At 66.3% G+C, this 21,782-nt stretch carries 18 protein-coding genes; 12 read left to right on the top strand and 6 right to left on the bottom strand.

Features of this window, described 5'->3' with window-relative positions:
- Positions 1-12: 12 nt before the first annotated feature.
- The 4 genes from mltB to ACSFBL_RS16770 are packed head-to-tail and all read right to left on the bottom strand — an operon-like array spanning position 13 to position 5,059.
- A complete protein-coding gene (gene mltB / locus ACSFBL_RS16785; protein ID WP_435516911.1) occupies positions 13-1,092 on the bottom strand; it encodes a lytic murein transglycosylase B in 1,080 nt (359 codons plus the stop codon).
- A 54-nt stretch (positions 1,093-1,146) separates the two neighbouring features.
- Positions 1,147-3,141 (bottom strand): transglutaminase TgpA family protein, encoded by a 1,995-nt coding sequence (locus ACSFBL_RS16780; protein ID WP_435516910.1) that lies wholly within the window; start codon positions 3,139-3,141, stop codon positions 1,147-1,149.
- Complete coding sequence (locus ACSFBL_RS16775) at positions 3,135-4,142, bottom strand: DUF58 domain-containing protein (protein WP_435516909.1); 1,008 nt, start codon at positions 4,140-4,142, stop codon at positions 3,135-3,137. The genes ACSFBL_RS16780 and ACSFBL_RS16775 overlap by 7 nt, the downstream gene beginning before the upstream one ends.
- Positions 4,139-5,059 (bottom strand): AAA family ATPase, encoded by a 921-nt coding sequence (locus tag ACSFBL_RS16770; protein WP_435516908.1) that lies wholly within the window; start codon positions 5,057-5,059, stop codon positions 4,139-4,141. The genes ACSFBL_RS16775 and ACSFBL_RS16770 overlap by 4 nt, the downstream gene beginning before the upstream one ends.
- Before the next feature lie 76 nt (positions 5,060-5,135).
- Between ACSFBL_RS16770 and ACSFBL_RS16765 the strand changes: the two genes are divergently transcribed.
- From ACSFBL_RS16765 to ACSFBL_RS16735, 7 genes are all read left to right on the top strand, one after another.
- The gene (locus tag ACSFBL_RS16765; RefSeq protein ID WP_435516907.1) at positions 5,136-6,089 is read left to right on the top strand and encodes a histone deacetylase family protein; all 954 of its coding nucleotides are present in this window, start codon (positions 5,136-5,138) and stop codon (positions 6,087-6,089) included.
- A gap of 146 nt (positions 6,090-6,235) precedes the next feature.
- Positions 6,236-7,516, top strand: coding sequence for a mechanosensitive ion channel family protein (locus ACSFBL_RS16760; RefSeq protein WP_435516906.1), 1,281 nt, complete (start codon positions 6,236-6,238; stop codon positions 7,514-7,516).
- A 139-nt stretch (positions 7,517-7,655) separates the two neighbouring features.
- Entirely contained in the window at positions 7,656-8,405 is a 750-nt protein-coding gene (locus tag ACSFBL_RS16755) for an electron transfer flavoprotein subunit beta/FixA family protein (protein WP_435516905.1), read from the top strand.
- A gap of 2 nt (positions 8,406-8,407) precedes the next feature.
- Positions 8,408-9,343 (top strand): electron transfer flavoprotein subunit alpha/FixB family protein, encoded by a 936-nt coding sequence (locus ACSFBL_RS16750; RefSeq protein ID WP_435516904.1) that lies wholly within the window; start codon positions 8,408-8,410, stop codon positions 9,341-9,343.
- Between the two features lie 98 nt (positions 9,344-9,441).
- Complete coding sequence (locus ACSFBL_RS16745) at positions 9,442-11,232, top strand: acyl-CoA dehydrogenase (RefSeq protein WP_435516903.1); 1,791 nt, start codon at positions 9,442-9,444, stop codon at positions 11,230-11,232.
- A 153-nt stretch (positions 11,233-11,385) separates the two neighbouring features.
- Positions 11,386-12,348 carry an NAD(P)H-dependent flavin oxidoreductase gene (locus ACSFBL_RS16740; protein WP_435516902.1) on the top strand — a complete coding sequence of 321 codons (963 nt, stop codon included), beginning with the start codon at positions 11,386-11,388 and terminating at the stop codon, positions 12,346-12,348.
- Between the two features lie 43 nt (positions 12,349-12,391).
- Complete coding sequence (locus ACSFBL_RS16735; protein WP_435516958.1) at positions 12,392-13,498, top strand: acyltransferase family protein; 1,107 nt, start codon at positions 12,392-12,394, stop codon at positions 13,496-13,498.
- 9 nt (positions 13,499-13,507) lie between these two features.
- Here ACSFBL_RS16735 and ACSFBL_RS16730 read toward each other — a convergent pair whose 3' ends face one another.
- Positions 13,508-14,638, bottom strand: a complete 1,131-nt coding sequence (locus ACSFBL_RS16730; protein WP_435516901.1) for a glycosyltransferase family 4 protein — start codon at positions 14,636-14,638, stop codon at positions 13,508-13,510.
- A gap of 188 nt (positions 14,639-14,826) precedes the next feature.
- Here ACSFBL_RS16730 and cydD point away from each other — a divergent pair, with 188 nt between their 5' ends.
- Genes cydD through cydX form a run of 5 tightly spaced genes read left to right on the top strand, consistent with a single transcriptional unit; the run spans position 14,827 to position 21,141 of the window.
- Complete coding sequence (gene cydD, locus ACSFBL_RS16725) at positions 14,827-16,479, top strand: thiol reductant ABC exporter subunit CydD (protein ID WP_435516900.1); 1,653 nt, start codon at positions 14,827-14,829, stop codon at positions 16,477-16,479.
- Entirely contained in the window at positions 16,476-18,170 is a 1,695-nt protein-coding gene (gene cydC / locus ACSFBL_RS16720) for a thiol reductant ABC exporter subunit CydC (RefSeq protein WP_435516899.1), read from the top strand. The genes cydD and cydC overlap by 4 nt, the downstream gene beginning before the upstream one ends.
- A gap of 36 nt (positions 18,171-18,206) precedes the next feature.
- Positions 18,207-19,817, top strand: a complete 1,611-nt coding sequence (locus tag ACSFBL_RS16715) for a cytochrome ubiquinol oxidase subunit I (protein WP_435516898.1) — start codon at positions 18,207-18,209, stop codon at positions 19,815-19,817.
- A gap of 12 nt (positions 19,818-19,829) precedes the next feature.
- Positions 19,830-20,984 (top strand): cytochrome d ubiquinol oxidase subunit II, encoded by a 1,155-nt coding sequence (cydB, locus tag ACSFBL_RS16710; RefSeq protein ID WP_435516897.1) that lies wholly within the window; start codon positions 19,830-19,832, stop codon positions 20,982-20,984.
- 34 nt (positions 20,985-21,018) lie between these two features.
- Positions 21,019-21,141, top strand: coding sequence for a cytochrome bd-I oxidase subunit CydX (gene cydX, locus ACSFBL_RS16705; protein WP_435516896.1), 123 nt, complete (start codon positions 21,019-21,021; stop codon positions 21,139-21,141).
- 2 nt (positions 21,142-21,143) lie between these two features.
- Here the strand turns inward: cydX and ACSFBL_RS16700 are convergent, their stop codons facing one another.
- Positions 21,144-21,716: a GbsR/MarR family transcriptional regulator gene (locus tag ACSFBL_RS16700; protein WP_435516895.1), complete on the bottom strand. Its 573-nt coding sequence runs from the start codon at positions 21,714-21,716 to the stop codon at positions 21,144-21,146.
- Between the last annotated feature and the right edge of the window lie 66 nt (positions 21,717-21,782).

Here is a 21,782-nt window from a genome sequence, read left to right as displayed (position 1 = left end):
GACTATCGTCGACTACTGGTCCATCGCCGCCCGTATCTCACGCCCCAGCTCGATCACCGACATGGCGTAGTAGCTGCTCCAGTTGTACCGCGTGATGACATAGAAATTCTGTGTACCGGCCACGTAGCTGGGTGCGTCGCCCCCGTTCTGCAGTTCGATCAGCGCCAGCAGCCCGGTGTGCTTGAGCGCATCGCCTTTCAAGACAGCACCGCCCGCAACGAACGCATCGGTACTGAAGGTCGGAACGATGTCCGGTGCCAGCAGCACCGATTTCTTGAGCCGCGATTCATCGAAGCCGACAGGAAAGATCGCCGGCATGCCGGGCTTCCATCCGAAGGACTTGAAGTAGTTGGCCACGGACCCGATCACGTCGGCCGGGTTGTTGACGAGGTCGATCCGTCCGTCGCCATCGAAGTCCACGGCGTACTTGGCGATGCTGCTCGGCATGAACTGCGGCATGCCCATTGCGCCGGCGTAGCTGCCCAGCGGGACCATGGGGTTCTCGGCGGTGCGGCTTTCGGTGTTGAGGAAGCTTTCGAGTTCGCCACGGAAGAAGGCGCGTCGCTCGGCCGCTCGGGGATGCGCATCGGGGAAGTCGAATGACAGAGTGGCGAGCGCGTCGATGACGCGGAAGTTGCCCATGTTCCGGCCGTAGATGGTCTCGACACCGATGATGCCGACGATGATTTCGGCGGGCACGCCGGTCTTCGCCTCGGCGCGCGCGAGCGTCTCGGCGTTGTTGCGCCAGAAGCGCACGCCGGCCTGGATGCGGACCGGGTCGATGAAGCGGCTGCGGTAGACGTACCAATTCTTTGGCGTGCCGGTGGGCGCGGGGAGCATCAGGCGCGGCACGTTGGGCAATTGCCGCGCATTGCCGATGGTGGCCCGCACCCATGCGGGGTCGAGATTGCCGCGTGCGGCGACCTCGTCCGCGAATTGCATCGCGTCCTCGCGTGTGGAATAGGGGATGCCGCCGCGCGCCGGGCCGTTGCGTTTCTCGGGATGCTTTTGGGCGGACGCGGGGGACAGAAACAGGAACGTGGTTGCTGCGACGAGGGCCGCCGCGAAAACGTGAGGGAGAAGACGTCGCATCGTGCCGATTGTGCCGCCCGTGCGGGGCGCTCTTTCAAACAATCACATGTGGTTTCAGCGAGGCCATGCGACGTGGCGGAATTCGCTGCGCAGCGTTGAAAGGGCATCGGCCGGCGACTTCGCGTAACGCTGCGCTTCAAGCCTGAGGAGCCAGTCGCGCGCAGCCTGCGCGCGGTCGCCGAAGCGCTCGTCGAGGCGTGCGGCCATCTGGCGTGGCGGTGTCGCCTCGGGCACGTCGATGCCCGCCTGCTTCAGCCGCGCGCGCGCCTGGCCCAGCAGGCGCAGCCAGGGATCGTGCTGGCTGCGTTCCCACAGCGTCCAGGCGGCGCCGACGAGGCTGGTGGCGACCATCAGCGCGAGCAGCACGAGCACCAGATCCTGCACGCTCGGTGCCTCGAAGCCGATGTTCTTGAGCAGGTCGAGTTGCCGGCTCTGCGTGTAGCTGAGCACCCATTGGTTCCAGCCGTTGTTGATGGCTTCCCAGGTGGCGCGCACGGTCTGCGACAGCGTTGGGTTCATCGCCTCGATGGCACCCGCGATCAGGCCCGGCTGCGGCGCGAGGCGGCGGAACTGGCCCACGCGATCGGGCGAGATCGCCCCGGTCGGGTCCACGCGCACCCAGCCCACCCCCTCCTGCCAGACCTCGGCCCAGGCATGGGCGTCGCTGTTGCGCACCACCCAGTAGTTGTCGACACCGTTCAACTCGCCGCCCTGGTAGCCGGTGACGATGCGTGCCGGAATGTCGAGCGCGCGCATCAGCACGACGAAAGCCGAGGCGATGTGTTCGCAGAAGCCCGCCTTGATGTCGAACCAGAACTGATCGGCGGTGTCGTCCCCGTAGAGACCGGGTTCGAGGGTGTACGAATAGTCGCCAGTGCGAAGCCGTTGCAGTGCGGCCCGCACGAAGGCTTGCGAGGGCGCGCCCGCCAGGGCCGGATCGCGGCGCATCTCCGCGGCCAGCGCGACCGTGCGGGGGTTCGAGCCCGGCGGCAGCGCGACGAAGGGCTGCAATGCTGCCGTGCGGCGCACCGGGCCGCTCTGGAATTGCGTGAAGCTCTCGACGCGGTAGCGGACGAGGTCATTGATGGCGCGGTTCGTCACCCATTGCAGTTCAGGCGTGTGGAAGACCTCGTAGCCCGGTAGTTCTGGCTTGGAGGGCGTGGCGTCGAGCGTCAGCAGCCATGGCCGGTTCGCCGGTTCGAGGGTGACCTCGTAGGTCGTCGGCGAGCCTTGGACGCGAAGGTTCTGCGGCACGTTGCTGCGCGAGAAGCGGGACGCGGCGCTCCATTCGCGACCGTCGAACTGCGACATCACCGGCCCGCGGAAGTACAAGGTGTTGCGAGGCGGGACGCGGCCGTCGTCGAATCGGATCCGGGCGGCGATGCCGTCGTCGAGCGCGAGGTCGGCGATGCTGCCGACGCGCATCGTGTTCGAGAGACCGGTGCGTCCCGTCATGGCATCGGTCGGCGTGCCCCACAGCGGTGCCATGCGGGGGAACAGCACGAAGAGCACCAGCATGATCGGCGCGCCGAGCAGGGCCATGAATCCCGCGGTGCGTGCTGCCTGCATCAGCGGCGGCTTGCCGACCGGCATGTGGGCGTTGACCAGCGCGGTCAGCAGGCCGAGCAGGGCCAGCAGCATCGCGAGCGCGGTCATCAGCGACTGCGAATAGAAGAAGTTCGTGAGCATCGTGAAGAAGCCCAGGAAGAACACGACGAACGCATCGCGCCGCGCGCGCAACTCCAGCGTCTTGAGCGCGAGCAGGATGACGATCAGCGTGACGCCGGCCTCGCGGCCGAGCAGCGTCCGGTGGGTCGAGAAAGTGGCGACCAGCGTGATTGCGAGCAGGGCGATGCGCCACCACTTGTTGGGCAGGGGCTTGGCCTGCACGGCCAGGCTGCCGCGCCACAGCAGGACGATGGCGGCGAGCGTGCTGCACCACCAGGGCAGGTTGGGCAGCTGCGGCAGCAGGATCAGGCCGATGACCGCCAGGAGGAAAAGGGTATCCCTGGCGTCCCTGGGCAGGTTCTGGAGGCGGGGCGTCAACATACCGCCAGCACCTCCAGGCACCGCCTCTTGTGCGCCTCGCCCTGAGAAGGCGCAACGACCCGGCCGGCGACGCGCAGTCCGTAGTCGATGCCCAGGCGATCGGCCATCAGCACCCAGGCGCAGAGGCGGGACAGGCGCGCTTCGACGACGGGCAGCCCGGTGGCCTGCGCGTCGAGCCAGAGTTCCTGGCGCTGCGCCTGTTGCGTGTCGCGGCTGACCAGGTCGTCGGAGCCGGTGGCCTGGGCCTGGGCGGCGCGTTTCCAGACGACCAGCTTGAGCGGATCGCCTCGCCGGTAGGCACGCACACCGTCGTACTCGCCGGCCACCTGGGCGCGCGTCGGAGCGGATGCGGCCTGGCCGGCCAGCGGCTCGCCGGGCGGCAATGGCGGCGGATTCAGCTCCGGTGCCGGATACACCAGCATCTGCGACGCCGGCCGCCAGACCGTCCACACCCGAAAGGTGCCCAGGGGAAACCGGGTTTCAGCGGTCAGCGTCGGCACGGGATGGCGACCGCGACGTTCAGGCCTGAACGCCACCTCGACCGTCGCGCTGCCCTGGGCGGGAACATCGCTCCACGACCACTGGCCGCTGCGGTGGACTGCGAGGCCGATGCCGTAGCGCGTCGTGCGCCGTGTGTTGCCCAGCACCACGCGGAACACGGCGGCGGCGCCTGCATATTGGGCGTCGGGCGGCATCAGGCGCAGGGCGAGGCCGCGCAGCGTGCCGTGGCACACATGCATGCCCACGGCGACGCTGCCCGCCAGCAGGAAGGTCAGGAGATAGCCGAGGTTGAGCTGGTAGTTGATGGACGCGACCAGCAGCACGAGCAGGGTGCCAGCGAGCAGCCAGCCGGCCTTGGTCGGAAGGATGTAGACGTTGCGCTGGGTGAGTTCGAGGGTGTCCGACGGCGGGCGGCGCGAGAGGAACCAGCGATCGATGCGCGAGCGCAGCGGCGCGAGGGGGCGCGCGATCCGCGGGCGGGCCGGCGCCGAGGTGCTCACGGCAACGGCACCGCTGCGGTCATGGCGCGCACCTGCTCCACCGCGCCCCGGCCGGCGTCGCCGACGGGGGTGAGCCGGTGCGCGATGGTCTGGGGCAGCACCGCCTGCACGTCGTCGGGGGCTACGTAGTCACGATTGGCGAGCAGCGCCTGGGCCTTTGCGGCGCGCAGCACCGCGATGCCGGCCCGTGGGGAGAGGCCCTGGAGGAACCAGCGGCCGGAGCGGGTCGCGGCGATCAGGTCCTGGACGTAGTTCAGAAGCGGATCGGCCGCGTGCACCTGCAATACGCGTTGCTGGAGCGCGGTCAGCTCGCCGGCCGTCAGCAAGGCGGGGAGGGAAGCGAGCATCTCGCGCCGGTCGGCGCCCGCGAGCAGCTCGCGTTCGGCGGCGCGGTCGGGATAGCCGAGCGAGATGCGCATCAGGAAGCGGTCGAGCTGCGATTCCGGCAGCGCGAAGGTGCCGAGCTGGTCGTGCGGATTCTGGGTGGCGATGACGAAGAAGGGCGTCGGAAGCGGGCGCGTCTCGCCTTCGACCGTGACCTGCTTTTCTTCCATCGCCTCCAGCAGGGCACTCTGCGTCTTGGGGCTGGCGCGGTTGATTTCGTCCGCCAGCAGCACCTGGGCGAAGATGGGTCCGGGGTGGAACACGAAGGCCTGCTGGCTCCGGTCGTAGATGGCGACGCCCGACAGGTCGCCCGGCATCAGGTCGGCAGTGAACTGCACCCGCGAGAACTGCAGCCCGAAGGTGTGCGAGAGGGCGTGCGCCAGGGTGGTCTTGCCGACCCCCGGTACGTCCTCGATCAGCAGGTGCCCGCCCGCCAGCAGACAGGCCACGCAGTCGCGCACCTGGGCCTCTTTGCCCACGATCACCGTGTTAAGCTGACCAAGCAAACTGGCGAGCTTCGCGGCAACGTCCATTTTTGTATCCATATGCAAACAATACCGTAAAGCCAAGCGGCCCCATGCCGCGTGAGGCTACGACGCGATTCGATCCATGGGTAAAACCGGCTATTACACACACCGCGATTGCTGGAAGCACGAGATGGGGCCGGGCCATCCGGAATGCCCCGCCAGGCTCGATGCCATCGAGGATCGCTTGCTCGTCACCGGCGTCGGTGACGCCCTGCAACGCGGCGAGGTGCCGCTTGCGACGTTGCCGCAGATCACCCGCGCCCACAGCGTGGCGCACATGGAGCATCTCGAAGCCCTGAGCCAGCGCCTGATCGAAGACGCGCCGGCGGGCGGCCCGGACCATGCGCAGATCGACCCCGACACCACCCTGACCCGCTTCACCGTGCTGGCCGCTCGTCGCGCCGCCGGCGCCGCCATCGCGGCGACCGACGCCGTGATCGCCGGCGAGGTGGACAACGCTTTCTGCGCCGTGCGGCCGCCCGGGCACCATGCCTGCCGCGACAAGGCGATGGGCTTCTGCTTCTACAACAACGTGGCGATCGCGGCGCGCCATGCCATCGAGGAGCACGGGCTGGAACGCGTCGCCATCGTCGACTTCGACGTGCACCACGGCAACGGCACCGAGGACATCCTCAGCAACGATCCGCGCGTGCTGATGGTCGGCATCTTCCAGCACCCGTTCTATCCTTACAGCGGCACCGAGCATCCGGCGCCGAACATGCTCAACCTGCCCGTGCCGGCCTACACCCGCGGGATGGATGTGCGCGAACTGATCGAGGCCTGCTGGATGCCACGGCTCGAGGAGTTCAAGCCGCAGATGATCTTCGTGAGCGCGGGTTTCGATGCCCACCGGGACGATGACCTGGGCCAGCTGAGGCTCAACGAGCACGACTTCGGCTGGATCACCAGCCGCATCGTCGACGTCGCGCGGCGTCATGCCAACGGGCGCATCGTGTCGATGCTGGAGGGCGGGTACAACCTAGACGCCCTGGCTCGCAGCGTGGAAGAGCATTTGCGGGTGCTGGCAGAGCTTTGACTCACCCCCAGGCTTCGCGCACTTCGTGTCGCTGCGCCTTCCCCCCTTGCAGGGGGCAACACCGGCGGACCGGCGGAGCCGGATCTGCGGTGTTCCTGAATTTTGGCTGCGCCTGTGCAGGCGTTGTGTGATTGATGGAAGGTTCGATGGATTTCAGCGCATTTACCCAGCGGTTCAGCGAGATCAACGCGCGCAGCGTATGGATCGAGCTTGCCGTGTTGCTCGCTTGCGTGGTCGCTGCATGGGCGATATGCCGGTGGTTCGGGCGGGACCAGCCGAAGGACTCGATCTGGTTCGGCGAGCGGACCTACGACGGGGTGCTGTTCCCGCTGTTGGCGCTTCTCCTGACGGACCTTGCGCGACGGGCGGTGCTGACTTTCCAGACGGTGCTGGTGCTGCGCATCGCGGTGTCGGTGTTCATCGCGCTCGCGGTGATTCGCTTTTTCGCGCGTGTGTTGCGGGCAGTGTTCCCGGCATCCGCGCTCGCGAGGCTGGTGGAGCGGACCATCTGGTGGTTCGCTTGGATCGGCGCGGTGCTGTGGATCGTGGGTCTGTTGCCACCGGTGCTGGCGGAGCTCGACCAGATCACCCTGGCCTTCGGCAGGACGCGCGTGAGCCTGCGCACGATCTTCGACGGGATCCTTTCGGCGGGGCTGGTTCTCGTGCTCACGTTGTGGATTTCGTCGACCGTCGAGAAACGCGTCCTGAGCGAGGCGGTGCAAGACCTCTCCATGCGCAAGGTGGCGTCGAATGCGGTTCGCGCCTTTCTGCTGCTGATCGGCCTGCTGTTCGCCCTGTCGGCTGTAGGGGTCGACCTGACGGCGCTCTCGGTCCTCGGTGGCGCGTTGGGCGTCGGCCTGGGCTTCGGTCTGCAGAAGCTGGCGGCCAACTATGTCAGCGGGTTCGTGATCCTGCTCGAACGGTCGATCCGTATCGGCGACAACGTCCGGGTCGATGGTTTCGAAGGCCGCATCACCGACATCAAGACGCGCTACACGCTGGTGCGGGCGGGCAACGGGCGCGAGTCGATCGTGCCCAACGAATCGCTCATCACGAGCCGCGTGGAGAACCTCTCGCTCGCCGACCGCAAGTTCAACATCACGACCAACATCGTGGTCGGCTATGACAGCGATGTGGAGAAGGTTCAGTCGATTCTCTGCGGGGCGGCCGCGGCGCAGCCGCGCGTGATGGGCGATCCGGCGCCGATCGCCTTCCTGCTGAACTTCGTGCCGGACGGATTGGAGTTCAGCCTGAACTTCTGGGTGTCCGATCCGGACAAGGGCAGGGACAACCTTCGCTCGGCCATCAACATCGCGATCCTGCAGGGGTTGCGCGAGGCGGGGATTGCAGTTGCCCACCCGCAGAGGGTGGTGCGCATCGATTCGTTACCTCCTATTGTGGTTCCTGCCGATCAGGCTCGCCTATAATTGCAAAAAAGCACGATCGTTCGTTTTCTTGCGATCCGCGGCGTGCCTTGATCGAAATGGACAGTTCGCGCAGAGGCCGGCGCCTAAAATCTCCGGCTGCCCTGCACCCCCGGTTTCGTAATTCAATGGAGTCAAACCAATGAAGATCCTGGTCCCCGTCAAGCGGGTCGTCGACTACAACGTGAAGGTACGCGTCAAGAGCGACGGCACCGGTGTAGATATCGCCAACGTCAAGATGAGCATGAATCCCTTCGACGAGATCGCCGTCGAAGAGGCGGTTCGCCTGAAGGAAAAGGGCGTCGCCACGGAAATCATCGCCGTCTCGTGCGGCGATGCAAAGTGCCAGGAGACCCTGCGCACGGCCATGGCCATCGGTGCCGATCGCGGCATCCTGGTCGAGACGACCGAAGAGCTGCAACCCTTGGCCGTGGCCAAGCTGCTGAAGGCGCTGGTCGACAAGGAACAGCCCCAACTGATCATCCTCGGCAAGCAAGCCATCGACGATGACGCCAACCAGACCGGCCAGATGCTGGCTGCGCTGGCCGACCTGCCGCAAGCGACCTTCGCTTCCAAGGTCGAAGTCTCTGGCGACAAGGTCAACGTGACCCGCGAAGTCGACGGCGGCCTGGAAACCATCTCCCTCTCGCTGCCCGCAGTCATCACCACCGACCTGCGCCTGAACGAGCCGCGCTACGTGACCTTGCCCAACATCATGAAGGCCAAGAAGAAGCAGCTCGACACCGTCAAGCCCGAGGACCTCGGCGTGGACGTCAAGCCGCGCCTGAAGACGCTCAAGGTCTCCGAGCCTCCGAAGCGCGGCGCCGGCATCAAGGTGCCCGATGTCGCCACGCTGGTGGACAAGCTGAAGAACGAAGCGAAGGTGATCTGATCATGACCGTACTTGTTATTGCCGAACACGACCACGCCACGCTCAAGCCGGCGACCCTGAACACCGTGACTGCGGGCATCGCCTGCGCGAGCGGCGACGTCCACGTCCTCGTGGCTGGCGCCAACGCCGCCGATGCCGCCAAGGCCGCTGCCCAGGTGGCCGGCGTTGCCAAGGTGATCGTGGCCGACAGCCCGAGCCTGGCCGAGAACCTTGCCGAGAACGTCGCCGCCCAGGTGCTCGCGATCGCCAAGAACTACAGCCACATCCTGTTCCCGGCCACAGCCAACGGCAAGAATGTCGCGCCGCGCGTGGCCGCCAAGCTGGATGTGGCCCAGATCAGCGACATCACCAAGGTCGACAGCCCGGACACCTTCGAGCGTCCGATCTATGCGGGCAACGCGATTGCCATCGTGCAGAGCAGCGATGCGATCAAGGTCGCGACCGTGCGCACGACCGGCTTCGATGCAGCAGCAGCCACCGGCGGCAGCGCCGCAGTGGAAACCGTGGACGGCGTGGCCGACAGCGGCAAGAGCAGCTTCGTGGGCCGTGAAGTGACCAAGAGCGAACGCCCTGAACTGACGGCGGCCAAGATCATCGTCTCGGGCGGCCGCGCACTGGGCAGCGCCGAGAAGTTCACCGAAGTGATGGCGCCTCTCGCGGACAAGCTCAACGCAGGCCTCGGCGCCAGCCGCGCAGCCGTGGACGCAGGCTACGCCCCGAACGACTGGCAAGTGGGCCAGACGGGCAAGATCGTCGCGCCGCAGCTCTACATCGCCGCCGGCATCTCCGGCGCGATCCAGCACTTGGCGGGCATGAAGGACTCCAAGGTGATCGTTGCGATCAACAAGGACGAAGAAGCCCCGATCTTCAGCGTGGCCGACTACGGCCTCGTGGCGGACCTGTTCACGGCCGTGCCGGAACTGGTCAAGGCACTCTGAGAAACATCCATTCGATGGGTTAAGCCAAGGGGCATCGTTCGCGATGCCCTTTTTTTCGCATCGATTCGCATTCGGCCGATGGGCCACAGGAGACACACATGAGCTACACCGCTCCCCTCAAGGACATGCTGTTCGACATCGAGCACCTCGCCAACATCGCGCAGGTGGCGCAGATGCCGGGCATGGAAGAAGCCGGCCTCGAAACCGCGCAGGCCGTGCTCGAAGAGTGCGCGCGCTTTAACCAGGACGTGATTGCGCCGCTCAATGTCGCGGGCGACCGGGAGCCGTCCTCGTTCAAGGACGGCAAGGTCACGACCACGCCGGGGTTCAAGGAAGCCTTCGCGCAATACGTTTCGGGCGGCTGGCAGGGTTTGCAGCATCCTTCGGATTTCGGCGGCCAAGGCCTTCCCAAGATCATCGGCGCGGCCTGCGTCGAGATGCTGAACTCGGCCAATATGAGCTTCGCCCTGTGCCCGCTGCTGACCGATGGTGCGACCGAGGCACTGCTCACGGCCGGCTCCGACGACCTCAAGGCCGTCTACCTCGAGAAGCTCGTGAGCGGCGAGTGGACCGGCACGATGAACCTGACCGAGCCGCAGGCGGGCAGCGATCTCGCGATGGTGCGCAGCCGCGCCGAGCCGCAGCCCGACGGCACCTACAAGGTGTTCGGCACCAAGATCTTCATCACCTACGGTGAACATGACATGGCCGAGAACATCGTCCATCTGGTGCTCGCCCGCGTGACGGGCGCGCCCGAAGGCGTGAAGGGCATCAGCCTGTTCGTGGTGCCGAAGTTCCTGGTCAACAAGGACGGCTCGCTGGGCGATCGCAACGACGTGCATTGCGTCAGCATCGAGCACAAGCTGGGCATCAAGGCCAGCCCGACCGCTGTCCTGCAATACGGCGACCACGGCGGTGCGGTGGGTTACCTCGTCGGCCAGGAAAACCGCGGCCTCGAGTACATGTTCATCATGATGAACTCCGCGCGCTATGCCGTCGGCATGCAGGGCATCGCGATCGCCGAGCGTGCCTACCAGCATGCAGTGGCCTACGCCAAGGACCGTGTGCAGAGCCGGCCCGTCGATGGGTCGATCAACGCGAGCGCGCCAATCATTCATCACCCGGACGTCAAGCGCATGCTGATGACGATGCGCGCCTACACCGAAGGCTGCCGCGCGATGGCGACTGTGGCCGCCGCAGCCTACGACGCAGCGCACCATCATGCCGATGCCGACGCGCGCAAGCAGAACCAGGCCTTCTATGAATACCTGGTGCCGCTGGTCAAGGGCTACAGCACCGAGATGAGCCTGGAAGTGGCCTCGCTGGGCGTGCAGGTGCACGGCGGCATGGGCTTCATCGAGGAGACCGGGGCGGCGCAGTACCTGCGCGATGCCAAGATCCTGACGATCTACGAAGGCACGACGGCGATCCAGGCGAACGACCTCGTGGGCCGCAAGACCGCGCGCGACGGCGGCCAGACCGCGAAGGCGATTGCCGCGCAGATCGAGAAGACCGAAGCGGACCTCGGCAAGCGCGACACGCCCGATGCGTTGGCGATGGCCAGGCGCCTGAAAGCGGCGCGCCAAGCCTTCGTCGATGTCGTCGAGTTCGTCGCAGGCCAGACCAAGGCTTCGCCGAATGCGGTGTTCGCAGGCAGCGTGCCATACCTGATGCTCGCGGGCAACGTTGTGGCCGGTTGGCAATTGGCGCGTTCGCTGCTGATCGCGGAAGACCTCGCGAAGGCTGGCACCGATGTGGCCTTCATGAAGGCCAAGATCGCCACCGCGCGCTTCTATGCCGAACACATCCTGAACAAGGCGCCGGGCCTTCGCGACAGCATCGTCGAGGGCGCCGAGAGCGTCACTGCACTCGCGCTCGAAGCTTTTTGAGCTCGCCCCCAGGCTTGCCCACTTCGTGTGGCCGCCTACCCCCTGCCGGGGGCAACACCTGCGGCCCGGCGGAGCCGGTTCCGCGGTGTTTTGCGAAAAAGCCCTGCCTTGTTGACCGCTTTTGATAGTTCATTCACATAGTCCGGAGACCCCATGTCCAAGTTGCCGCCCGTGCTCGCCAACCTGCCCTTGCCCATCATCGGCTCACCGCTTTTCATCATCAGCAATCCGAAGCTGGTGATCGCGCAGTGCAAGGCGGGCGTGGTGGGATCGATGCCCGCTCTCAATGCGCGTCCCGCTGCCCAGCTCGAAGACTGGCTCGCGGAAATCACCGAGGAGCTCGCCGCCTACAACAAGGCCAATCCGACGAAGCCTGCCGCGCCGTTCGCGATCAACCAGATCGTGCACAAGAGCAACGACCGGCTGGAGCACGACATGGAAATGGTCGTGAAGTACAAGGTGCCGATCGTCATCACCTCGCTCGGCGCGCGCACCGACGTCAACGACGCGGTGCACAGCTATGGCGGTGTGACCCTGCACGACATCATCAACAACAACTTCGCGAAGAAGGCGATCGAGAAGGGCGCGGACGGCATCATCGCCGTCGCTGCGGGCGCCGGCGGCCACGCGGGCGTGAAGAGCCCGTTCGCGCTGATCCAGGAGATCCGCCAGTGGTTCGACGGCCCTGTTGCGCTGTCGGGCTCCATCGCAACCGGCGGCGCCGTGCTGGCGGCGCAGGCCATGGGCGCCGATTTCGCGTACATCGGCACGGCGTTCATCGCGACGGAAGAAGCCCGCGCGAGCGCGGAATACAAGCAGGCCATCGTCGACGGCACGTCGGACGACATCGTCTATTCGAATCTCTTCACCGGCGTGCACGGCAACTACCTCGCGCCGAGCATCGTGGCGGCGGGCATGGATCCGGCCAACCTGCCCGAGGGCGACCTGAAGACGATGAACTTCGGCGGCGGCGAGGGCAGCAAGGCCAAGGCATGGAAAGACATCTGGGGTTCGGGCCAGGGTATCGGCGCCGTGACCGAGGTCGCTACCGCGGCGGCCTATGTCGAGAAGCTCAAGCGTGAATACCAGGAAGCGCGCCGCCGCCTTGCCGTCTGAACGCGTGACGATGGGCACTCCCGTGCCAGCCCCCGCAGGCCGCATGCCGTTGCTGGATGCGGTGAAGGGCATTGCCTGCGCCGTCATCGTCGGGCATCACCTCTCGCGCTACGGGCCGATGCCGGCGGGTGCGTCGGCGCTGGCGCCGGGCTTGTTCGACTGGTTCTCCCAGGATGGGCGGCTGGCGGTGCAGGTGTTTCTTGTGCTGGCCGGATTCCTCGCGGCGGGGAGTCTCGCGCCAGACGGTGTGCTGCGCGTCGATCGGCCGCTGGTGCGGGTCTTCCAGCGCTACGGCCGGCTGGTCATGCCCTATCTGGTTGCGCTGATCTTCAGCGTCCTCGTCGCGGCGCTGGTCCGCCCGTGGCTGGACGACGAGGCCGTGCCCGCACCGCCCGTGATGGCACAACTGCTGGCGCACGGGCTGTTGCTCCAGGACCTGCTCGGCTACGACGCCTTGTCGACCGGCGTCTGGTACGTGGCGATCGACTTCCAGCTTTTCGTGCTGGCCCTCGCTGCGATCGGCTTCTCGGAACTGATGCAACGGCGATGGTCCGTGCGGCCGGAGCGATCGCGCTGGCTGCTGGCCGGGCTCGTGCTGGCGTTGGTGATCGCCTCGCTCGCGGTATTCAATCGTCACGAGGAACTCGACACCACCGCGTTTTATTTCTTCGGCTCCTACGGGCTCGGCATGCTGGTCTTCTGGATCGGCCGTGCGACGCGCGCCAGCACGTGGGGGTTTGCAGTGGTGCTGCTCGCCCTCCTCGGGGCGGCGGCGCTGGCGCTCGACTGGCGCAGCCGCATCGCGACGGCGCTGGTCACGGCGTTGGGGGTCGCCATCGTGCAGCACCTCGATGGCCTGAAGCCTGCCGCCTGGCCGTCGATGGGCGAGCCACTGGTGCGGCTGGGACGTATCTCGTACTCGCTCTTCCTCATCCACTTTCCGGTGTTGTTGCTGGTGAGCGCCGTGGTGAGCCGCCTGATGCCCGCGACGCCCTGGATCGACATGCTCGGACTGATGGCGACTTTCGCGTTGTCGGTGGCGGCCGCCGTCCTGCTGTATCGCTGGGTCGAATCGCGCCCCGCGACGTGGCGCGCGGTGCTGGGCCTGTTCGCGGGGCTGCTGGCCTGCGGCCTGATGGTCTCGGGCTAGGGCTAGGGTCTAGCGGGGGTGCAGGGCGCCGTCCTGCCCCCGGCCGCGCAACGCCTTCGCGTAGTGTTCGCTGAACTTCAGCGCCACGGATTCCCAGTCATAACGCTTGGCCTTGCGCTGCGCCGCGGCGGACATCGCCTCGCAGCGCGCCACGTCGAGGCTGGTGATCTCGCGCACCGTGGCCAGGTCCTTCGGGCCATTGTCGAAGTCGAGGAAGAAGCCGGTCTCCGATTTGTCGACGAAACCGTTGATGGGGCGGATGTCGCGGCAGACGACGATCTTGCCGGCGGCCATGGCCTCGACGATGCCGATGCCGAAGCCCTCGTATTCACTGCCGGTGATGAAGACCGTGCGCTGCTGCAGTTCCTGCATCAAGGCAGCGTCCTCGATGTAGGGGCGCATCCTGATCGAATCGCCGAGGCGGAGGGAATCGATCTTCGCCTGCAGTGATTCGCCGAGCTTGTCGAAGTCGGGGCCGGCAATCAGGAGGTCGATGGCGATGCCGTTGTCCCTCGCCATGGCGACCGTGTCGATGACGGCGTCGATGCGCTTGTTGCGCGACCAGCGGCCCCAGTAGATCCATCGGCTCGGATCGGGCGCGCCGGGGCTGCGGCCGCTCGCGAACTTGGAAAAATTGACGCCGGTCTCGTTCTTCTCGACGTTGTCCGAGAACCTGCTGAAGTAGGTCACGTCGGAATCGCTGCCCGCCAGGACCTTGCGGTAATGGCGCAACAGCCGGCGCATCAGCAGGCGTTCGTGAATCTGCTTGAAGAGCTGGTGCTGCCCAGTGTGGCGAAAGCCGCCATGCGTGCTCACGACGGCGGGGATGTCCTTGCATTGCAGGATCACATTGCCGGTCAGCAGCATCAGTTGGGGGTCGTGCACATGCAGCAGGTCATAGCCAGCGGCCAAGCGGCCCAGGCCGCGCGCGTAGCCCACGAGGCGATTGCCCGTGACGGGCACCCGGTAAACGTTGATCCCGTCCATCTCGCTCATCGAGGAGGTCGCGTGGTTGGCCGAGACGTGCGCAATGTCCACCTGCGTCCCACCGCGCGAGATGCGCGTCGCAAGCTCGCGCACGAAAGACTCGATACCCCCGACCTCCGGAAAGTAAGTCGGCGTGATGGAAAGGATCTTCAATTGGCGTTCTCCGTCGATCGACATCGAAGCTTAGCGCTTGCGTCATGGGGATTAGGCATCCTCGCGAGGCCTTTGCGGCGAAGATGGCCGGCGCAGCGTGACATCTCTTATGATTGGCGAGTTTTCAGTAAGTACTGAAATTACACGAACCCAAACAAGTGAACCCACCCGCACCGTCGACCGCTGGCTTGCGTTCTTTTGACTCTTCCGGGCTGGGGAGTCTGGTCCAGGGGTTTGCTTCGCTGCTGTGGCTGCCGCAGGCGGCATTGCTCGCATGGGCCGTCCAGCGTCTGGGCGAGGGCGAGGGCATCGCGGCGACCCTGATACCCGCCGCAGGCATCCTGCTCCTGGGGGTGGTGCGTGCGACCTGCGAAGCATGGGGCATTCGCCGGGTCTATGTGGCAGCCCGTTCGCAGCTGTCCGGCTTGCGTGCACGGGTGGCCTCGGCGCTGGCAGCACGATCGCCGCTCGACAGCGCGCGGCCTGCATCGGGTCTCGCGGCCAGTGTGATCGCCGAGCAGGCCGAGGCGGTGGTGCCATACCTGGTGCGCTACGGTCCCGCGCGCTGGCGAGCGATGGTGGTTCCGGTCGTGATCGTGGCCGTGGTCGCATGTCTGTCGTGGGTGGCGGCCCTGGTGCTGCTGGTCGCGGCACCGCTGATCCCGGTCTTCATGGCCATCGTCGGCTGGCGCGCCAAAGCCGCGAGCGAGGCGCAGATGATCGAAGTGGGCGACATGAATGCGTTCCTGCTCGATCGCCTTCGCGGGCTGGCGACCTTGCGCTCCTTGGGGGCCGCCGACGCCATGGCCCGGCGCCTGGGCGAGGCCGCGCAGAGCCTGCGTGCACGGACCATGGCGGTGCTTCGGATTGCCTTCCTGTCGTCTGCCGTGCTCGAGTTGTTCTCGGCCCTGGGCGTGGCCATGGTGGCGGCTTTCGTCGGCTTCCATCTGTTGGGCACGTTCGGCTTCGGAACCTGGGGCGTTCGTCTGAGCCTGGGGCAGGGCATGTTCATCCTGCTGTTGGCACCGGCCTTCTTCGAGCCGCTGCGCGAGTTGTCGGCGGTGTGGCATGACCGGGCAGCGGGCGAGGCGGCGCTGGAGTCGCTCGAACGACTGGCGCGTGGCGGCGTGCCGCTGCCGGGTGCTCAAGCGACGCCCGCGCCACAAGGCCCGGCGAAGGCGGGCGCGCCCTCGGTCCGAATCCAGGGACTGCACTTTGCGCATGCCGGCGAGGATGCCTTTTTCGAAGGCTATGACTTGCGCGTGACTGCTGGCGAGCACGTCGCGCTGGTGGGACCGAGCGGATCGGGCAAGACAGCCCTCCTTTGCCTGATCGCCGGCCTGGTGCCCGCTCAGCGGGGCGAGATCCTGATAGGCGGCGTGCCGTTGTCGGACCGCACGGTGGTGTCGCTCCGCGCCCGCATGGCGTGGATGGGCCAGAGGCCGCATGTGTTTGCCGGCTCGGTGCAGGCGAATGTCGCGCTGGGTCGCACGGGCGTCCATGCGCCGCAGGTCGAAGCGGCAATGCAGTTTGCCGCGCTGGACGATGTCGCGCAGGCGCATCCGGCCAACGCCCTGGGGGAGGGCGGCACGGGCCTCTCCGGCGGCGAGGCCGTACGGCTGGCGCTCGCACGTGTCGCCGCACATCCCGATGCGGATCTGCTGCTCGTCGATGAGCCGACCGCTCACCTCGACACCCGGACCGCAGAGCGCGTGATCGACGCGCTGCTCGAACTCGCTTGCGGCAAGACGCTGATCGTGGCGACGCACGATCCCGTCCTCGCTGCGCGGATGAATCGCGTGATCCGTTTGGAGGCGATGCCCGAGGAGGAAGCCGCGTGAAGCTCTGGCGCGATCTTCGTCCCGTCCTTCTCACTTTCCTGGCCGCGGAGCGGGGCCGCCTTGCGCTGGGCGTGGCCATGGCGGCCCTGACCGTGCTGATGGGCATGGCACTGCTGGGCCTGTCCGGATGGTTCATTACCGCCACGGCGCTCGCGGGCCTCAACGCAATGACTGCCATTCGTTTCGACGTTTTCATGCCCTCGGCCGGCATCCGCCTGCTCGCGCTCGGCCGCACGGCATCGCGCTACGGTGAAAGGCTCGTCACGCACGACGCCACCTTCGACGTGTTGGCTGCGCTGCGCGAGCGGCTCTTTCGCGGATGGGCGCGTCCCGCCGCTGCGCGGCAATTGCTGGCGCGGCCATCACGTCTGCTGTTTCGCCTCACGTCCGACATCGACGCGCTCGAGTCGTTCTACCTGCGGATGCTCGTGCCGGCCGGCGCGGCCTTCGGTGCAGCGATGCTGGCCGGCATCGTGCTCGGCTTCATGAATCCGTGGATGGGGCTGGCGTTGGCACTCTGGCTTGTCGGCACGGGTTGGGGCATCGCGCTGTGGATTACCGCGCATGCGAGGCCAGCCTCGGTGCTGCGTGCGCACGCGATGGAAGCCTTGCGGGCGCGGGCAGCGGATCTGGTGGCGGGGCAGACGGAACTGATCATGGCCGGCAGGCTGGACGCGCAGCAGGATGCGCTCGCCGCAGCGGACCGTCATCTTGCCAAGGCGGACATGAAGCTCAATCGTCTGGATGTCGGCACCGGCGTGGCGTATGGAGTGGTCGGTACATTGACGCTGACCGGCGTGCTGTTGGCAGCGGGATGGCTTGCAGGCGAGGGCGTGGTGAGCGCACCTGCCGCGGCCCTTGTGGTCCTGATTGCGCTCACCGCCGTCGAACCCTTCGCCGCCTTGCGCCGAGGTGCGCTCGAAGCTGGCCGCACATGGTTGGCGGCCAGGCGGTTGGCGCCGCGCATGGCGCAGCCGGACGCCGCCACCGAAGTCACGAGCGACTTGCTCGACCACGGGGGTGCACTGTGTCTGACTGCAGCTACCGTTGCTCATCCGGGCAGCCGGACACCCGCATTGCACGACTTGTCGCTGGCCTTGTCCAACGGAGAGCGCGTGGCACTCGTCGGCCCCAGCGGCGCCGGCAAGTCCACCTTGCTCGCAGCACTTGCGGGCGAACTGTCGCTGCAATCCGGCCAGATCCTCATCCGGCCGCACTGCCTGCTGACCCAGCGCACTGAACTGTTCCAGGACAGCCTGCGTGACAACCTCCTGCTGGCCGACCCCCAGGCCGACGACGCCCGGGTGTGGCGCGCACTCCAGGCAGCGGGCCTGGCCAACGATGTGAACACGATGGCCTCGGGCCTCGACACGCGACTCGGTGAGGGCGGCCTCGGCCTTTCCGGCGGCCAGTCACGCCGTCTTGCGCTCGCCCGCCTGTTGATGCGGAACGTACCCTTTTGGCTGATGGACGAGCCCACCGAAGCGTTGGACACTGCGACTGCGCACGACGTGTTGCAGCGCCTCGATGTCCAGGCCGCAGGTCGCACTCTTGTCATCGCGACCCACCTGCGGCGCGAGGCCGCGCTGGCCGACCGCCTGCTCTGCATGGAGGACGGCCGGATCGTGGCCGATCTCCCGCGCGGCACGCCGGCTTTCGAAGCTGCACTGTGCGCACTGCGGCCGGACTGAGAAACGAGCGATACGCAAGAACACGAAAGGAACCCCATGGACCTCGATATCGTCGCCCTCTCACGATTGCAGTTCGCCCTCACGGCGCTGTATCACTTCCTCTTTGTCCCGCTGACCATCGGCCTGTCGGTGATCCTCGCGATCATGGAGACGGTCTATGTGATGACCGGCCGCACCATCTGGCGCGACATGACCAAGTTCTGGGGCGTGCTCTTCGGCATCAACTTCGCGATGGGCGTTGCGACTGGGATCGTGATGGAGTTCCAGTTCGGCATGAACTGGAGCTACTACAGCCACTACGTGGGCGATGTCTTCGGCGCGCCGCTGGCCATCGAAGGGCTGATGGCCTTCTTTCTCGAAGCGAGCTTCGTCGGGCTGTTCTTCTTCGGCTGGGAGAAGTTGTCCAAGGTGGCCCACCTGATCGTTACCTGGCTGGTCGCGATCGGGTCCAACTTTTCGGCCCTGTGGATCCTGATCGCCAATGGATGGATGCAGAACCCCGTGGGCGCCGCCTTCAATCCGCAGACCTTGCGCATGGAGGTGACGGACTTCTTCGCGGTGCTGACCAACCCCGTGGCGCAGGCCAAGTTCGTCCACACCGTATCGGCCGGCTACACGGTCGCCGCCATCTTCGTGCTCGGCGTCTCGGCGTGGTACGTGCTGAAGGGGCGTCACCTGCAACTCGCGAAGCGATCGATGACGGTCGCCGCCTCGTTCGGCCTGGCCGCCTCCCTGTCGGTGGTCCTGCTGGGCGACGAGAGCGGCTATCTCTCCACCGAGCACCAGAAGATGAAGGTCGCGGCACTCGAGGCGATGTGGAAGACCGAGCCCGCGCCTGCAGCCTTCACGGCCTTTGGCTTTCCCGACCAGCGGACGCGCGAGACCCACTTCGCCGTTCACATCCCGATGCTGTTGGGCCTCATCGGCACACGCTCGCTGACCACGGAGATTCCCGGCATCGATGACCTGGTGCACCGCGCGGAGCTGAACATCCGCGTCGGCATCTCCGCCTATGACGCGTTGCAGCAGATCCGCGAGGCCGGCAGCGAGGCGGCGGTTCCGGCATCGGCCCGCAACATCTTCGAGCAGAACGGCCACGCCCTGGGCTACGCACTGCTGCTCAAGCGCTACGTGGACGATCCACGCAAGGCGACGCCCGAACAGGTCGCGCAGGCGGCCCAGGACACCGTGCCCGCCGTGGCGCAGCTGTACTGGTCCTTCCGGATCATGGTCGGGCTCGGCATGTTCTTCATCGTGCTCACGGCCACCTTCTTCGTGCTTTCGGCGCGGCGAAGGCTCGACGCCTACCCGTGGCTGCTGAAGGCGGCGGTGTTCGCGATCCCCTTGCCATGGCTCGCGGCCGAACTGGGCTGGATCGTGGCCGAGGTCGGGCGCCAGCCGTGGGTGATCGAAGGCGTGCTGCCGACGGCAGTGGCCGTGTCGAACCTCGGCGCCATGACGCTGTTGATCACCATCCTCGGCTTCGTGCTGATCTACACCATCCTGTTCCTGATCGAGATGAAGCTGATGCTCAAGGCCATCCGCAAGGGCCCCAAGGAGCAGCCGGTGCCGGCGCCGTCCGTGTACCGCGCCGGAGCCGATCCGGAACTGGCCGCACTCCGGCCCAGGCCTCTTTCCGCTGACTGACGGAGCACGACCATGATCCTGCACACACTGCTCTCCTACGAATTCCTGCGTGTCGTCTGGTGGCTGCTGCTTGGCGTGCTGCTCGTCGGCTTTGCCGTGACCGACGGCTTCGACCTGGGCACCGGCATGCTGCTGCCCTTTGCCGGGCGCAACGATCTCGAGCGTCGCGTCATCATCAACAGCGTCGGCCCGGTCTGGGAGGGCAACCAGGTCTGGCTGATCCTCGGCGGCGGCGCGATCTTTGCGGCCTGGCCGCAGCTCTATGCGGTCTCGTTCTCGGGCTTCTACCTGGCGATGTTCGCGATCCTCGTCGCGCTCATCCTGCGGCCGGTGGCCTTCAAGTTCAGGGGCAAGCGCGATGAAGAGAGCTGGAAGGCGCGCTGGGACATCGCCCTGTTCATCGCCGGCTTCGTGCCTTCGCTGATCTTCGGCGTGGCCATGGGCAACGTGCTGCGGGGCGTGCCGTTCCGCTTCGGCACCGACATGCACATCTTCTACGACGGCTCCTTCTTCGGCCTGCTGAATCCGTTCGCCTTGCTGTGCGGACTGGTGTCGGTCGCGATGCTCGTGATGCACGGCAGCGCATGGCTGCAGCTGAAGACGCAGGGGATGGTCTCCCAGCGCGCACGTGCCTACGGGAGCGTGGCCGCTGTCGCCACCGTCGTCCTGTATGCGCTGGCCGGGTTCATGCTCTGGTCCTTCGTGGACGGCTATCGCGTGACCAGCACGTTGCCCGCGGACGGCCCGTCGAACCCCCTGCTGAAGACCGCCGAGGTGTACGCAGGCGCCTGGTTCGCCAACTATGGGGCGCACCCCTGGCTGTATCTGGTCCCGGCGGTGGGCCTCGGGGGTGCGCTGATTGCGTTGCTGGGATTGCGCATGCGCGCCGAGATGCTGACCTTGCTGGCCAGCGCGCTGAGCATCACCGGGATCATCCTCAGCGTCGGCGTGTCGATGTTCCCGTTCATCCTGCCTTCGTCGATCGATCCGCATGCCAGCCTCACCGTGTTCGACTCGTCGTCGAGCCACCTGACGCTGTTCATCATGCTTGTCGTGACCGTGATCTTCATTCCGATCATCGTGGCCTACACCAGCTGGGTCTACTACGTGCTGCGAGGGAAGGTGGACGCCAACGCGATCAGCGAAGACCGCGGCCACGCCTACTGACCCGCCCCTCAGGAATCAACCAAGGAATTCACTCATGTGGTACTTCGCCTGGATTCTCGGATTGCCCCTCGCCGCAACCTTCGCGGTGCTGAACGCGATGTGGTACGAGCTGATGGAAGACGACGCGATTCGTCGCGACAAGCTGAAAAAGCCCTGAGCTCAGGCGGCCGGTTTTTTGTCCTTGCCGCCTGTCAGCCGGTCCTTGAGGCCGAGCACCTTCGTCACCGTGGCGCCCATGCCCATGAGTTGCATGGCGGTTTCGGGCGCGAGGCGCTGCACGTCGTCGAACCACTTCATGAGGCGGTCGATCAGGTCGTGCATCTCGCGCATGCGTTGCTGGGCATGGCGTTCCTCGTCGGAGGTGGGCTCCTCGAGCAGCGCCATCCGGAGCATCGAGAGCGTGGGTTCGATTTCGCGTCGGCGCCTTTCCTCGGCCAGCACGCGGAAGATTTCCCATACGTCCGACGGCGCTTCGAAGTATTCGCGGCGGTCGCCCGGGTGGTGCCGCAGGCGCACCAGCCGCCAGGCCTGGAGTTCTTTCAGGCCCATGCTCACATTCGAGCGCGAAAACTCCAGTGACTCGGCAATCTCGTCGGCATTGAGTGCGCGTTCCGAGATGAAGATCAGCGCGTAGATCTGGCCGACCGTTCGGTTGATGCCCCACTTGCTGCCCATCTCCCCGAAGTGGGAGACGAACTGGCGATTGAGGGGAGGAAGGGGGTGAGCGGGCATCCGGAGATTTTGACCCACTCGCCCGGGCGACCGGCTTGTTCACGGTCGGCGGCACATTGCCGATGC

The sequence above is a fragment of the Variovorax glacialis genome, from assembly GCF_051216375.1.
Lineage (GTDB): Bacteria > Pseudomonadota > Gammaproteobacteria > Burkholderiales > Burkholderiaceae_C > Variovorax.
This window is presented reverse-complemented; position numbering and strand designations above follow the sequence as displayed.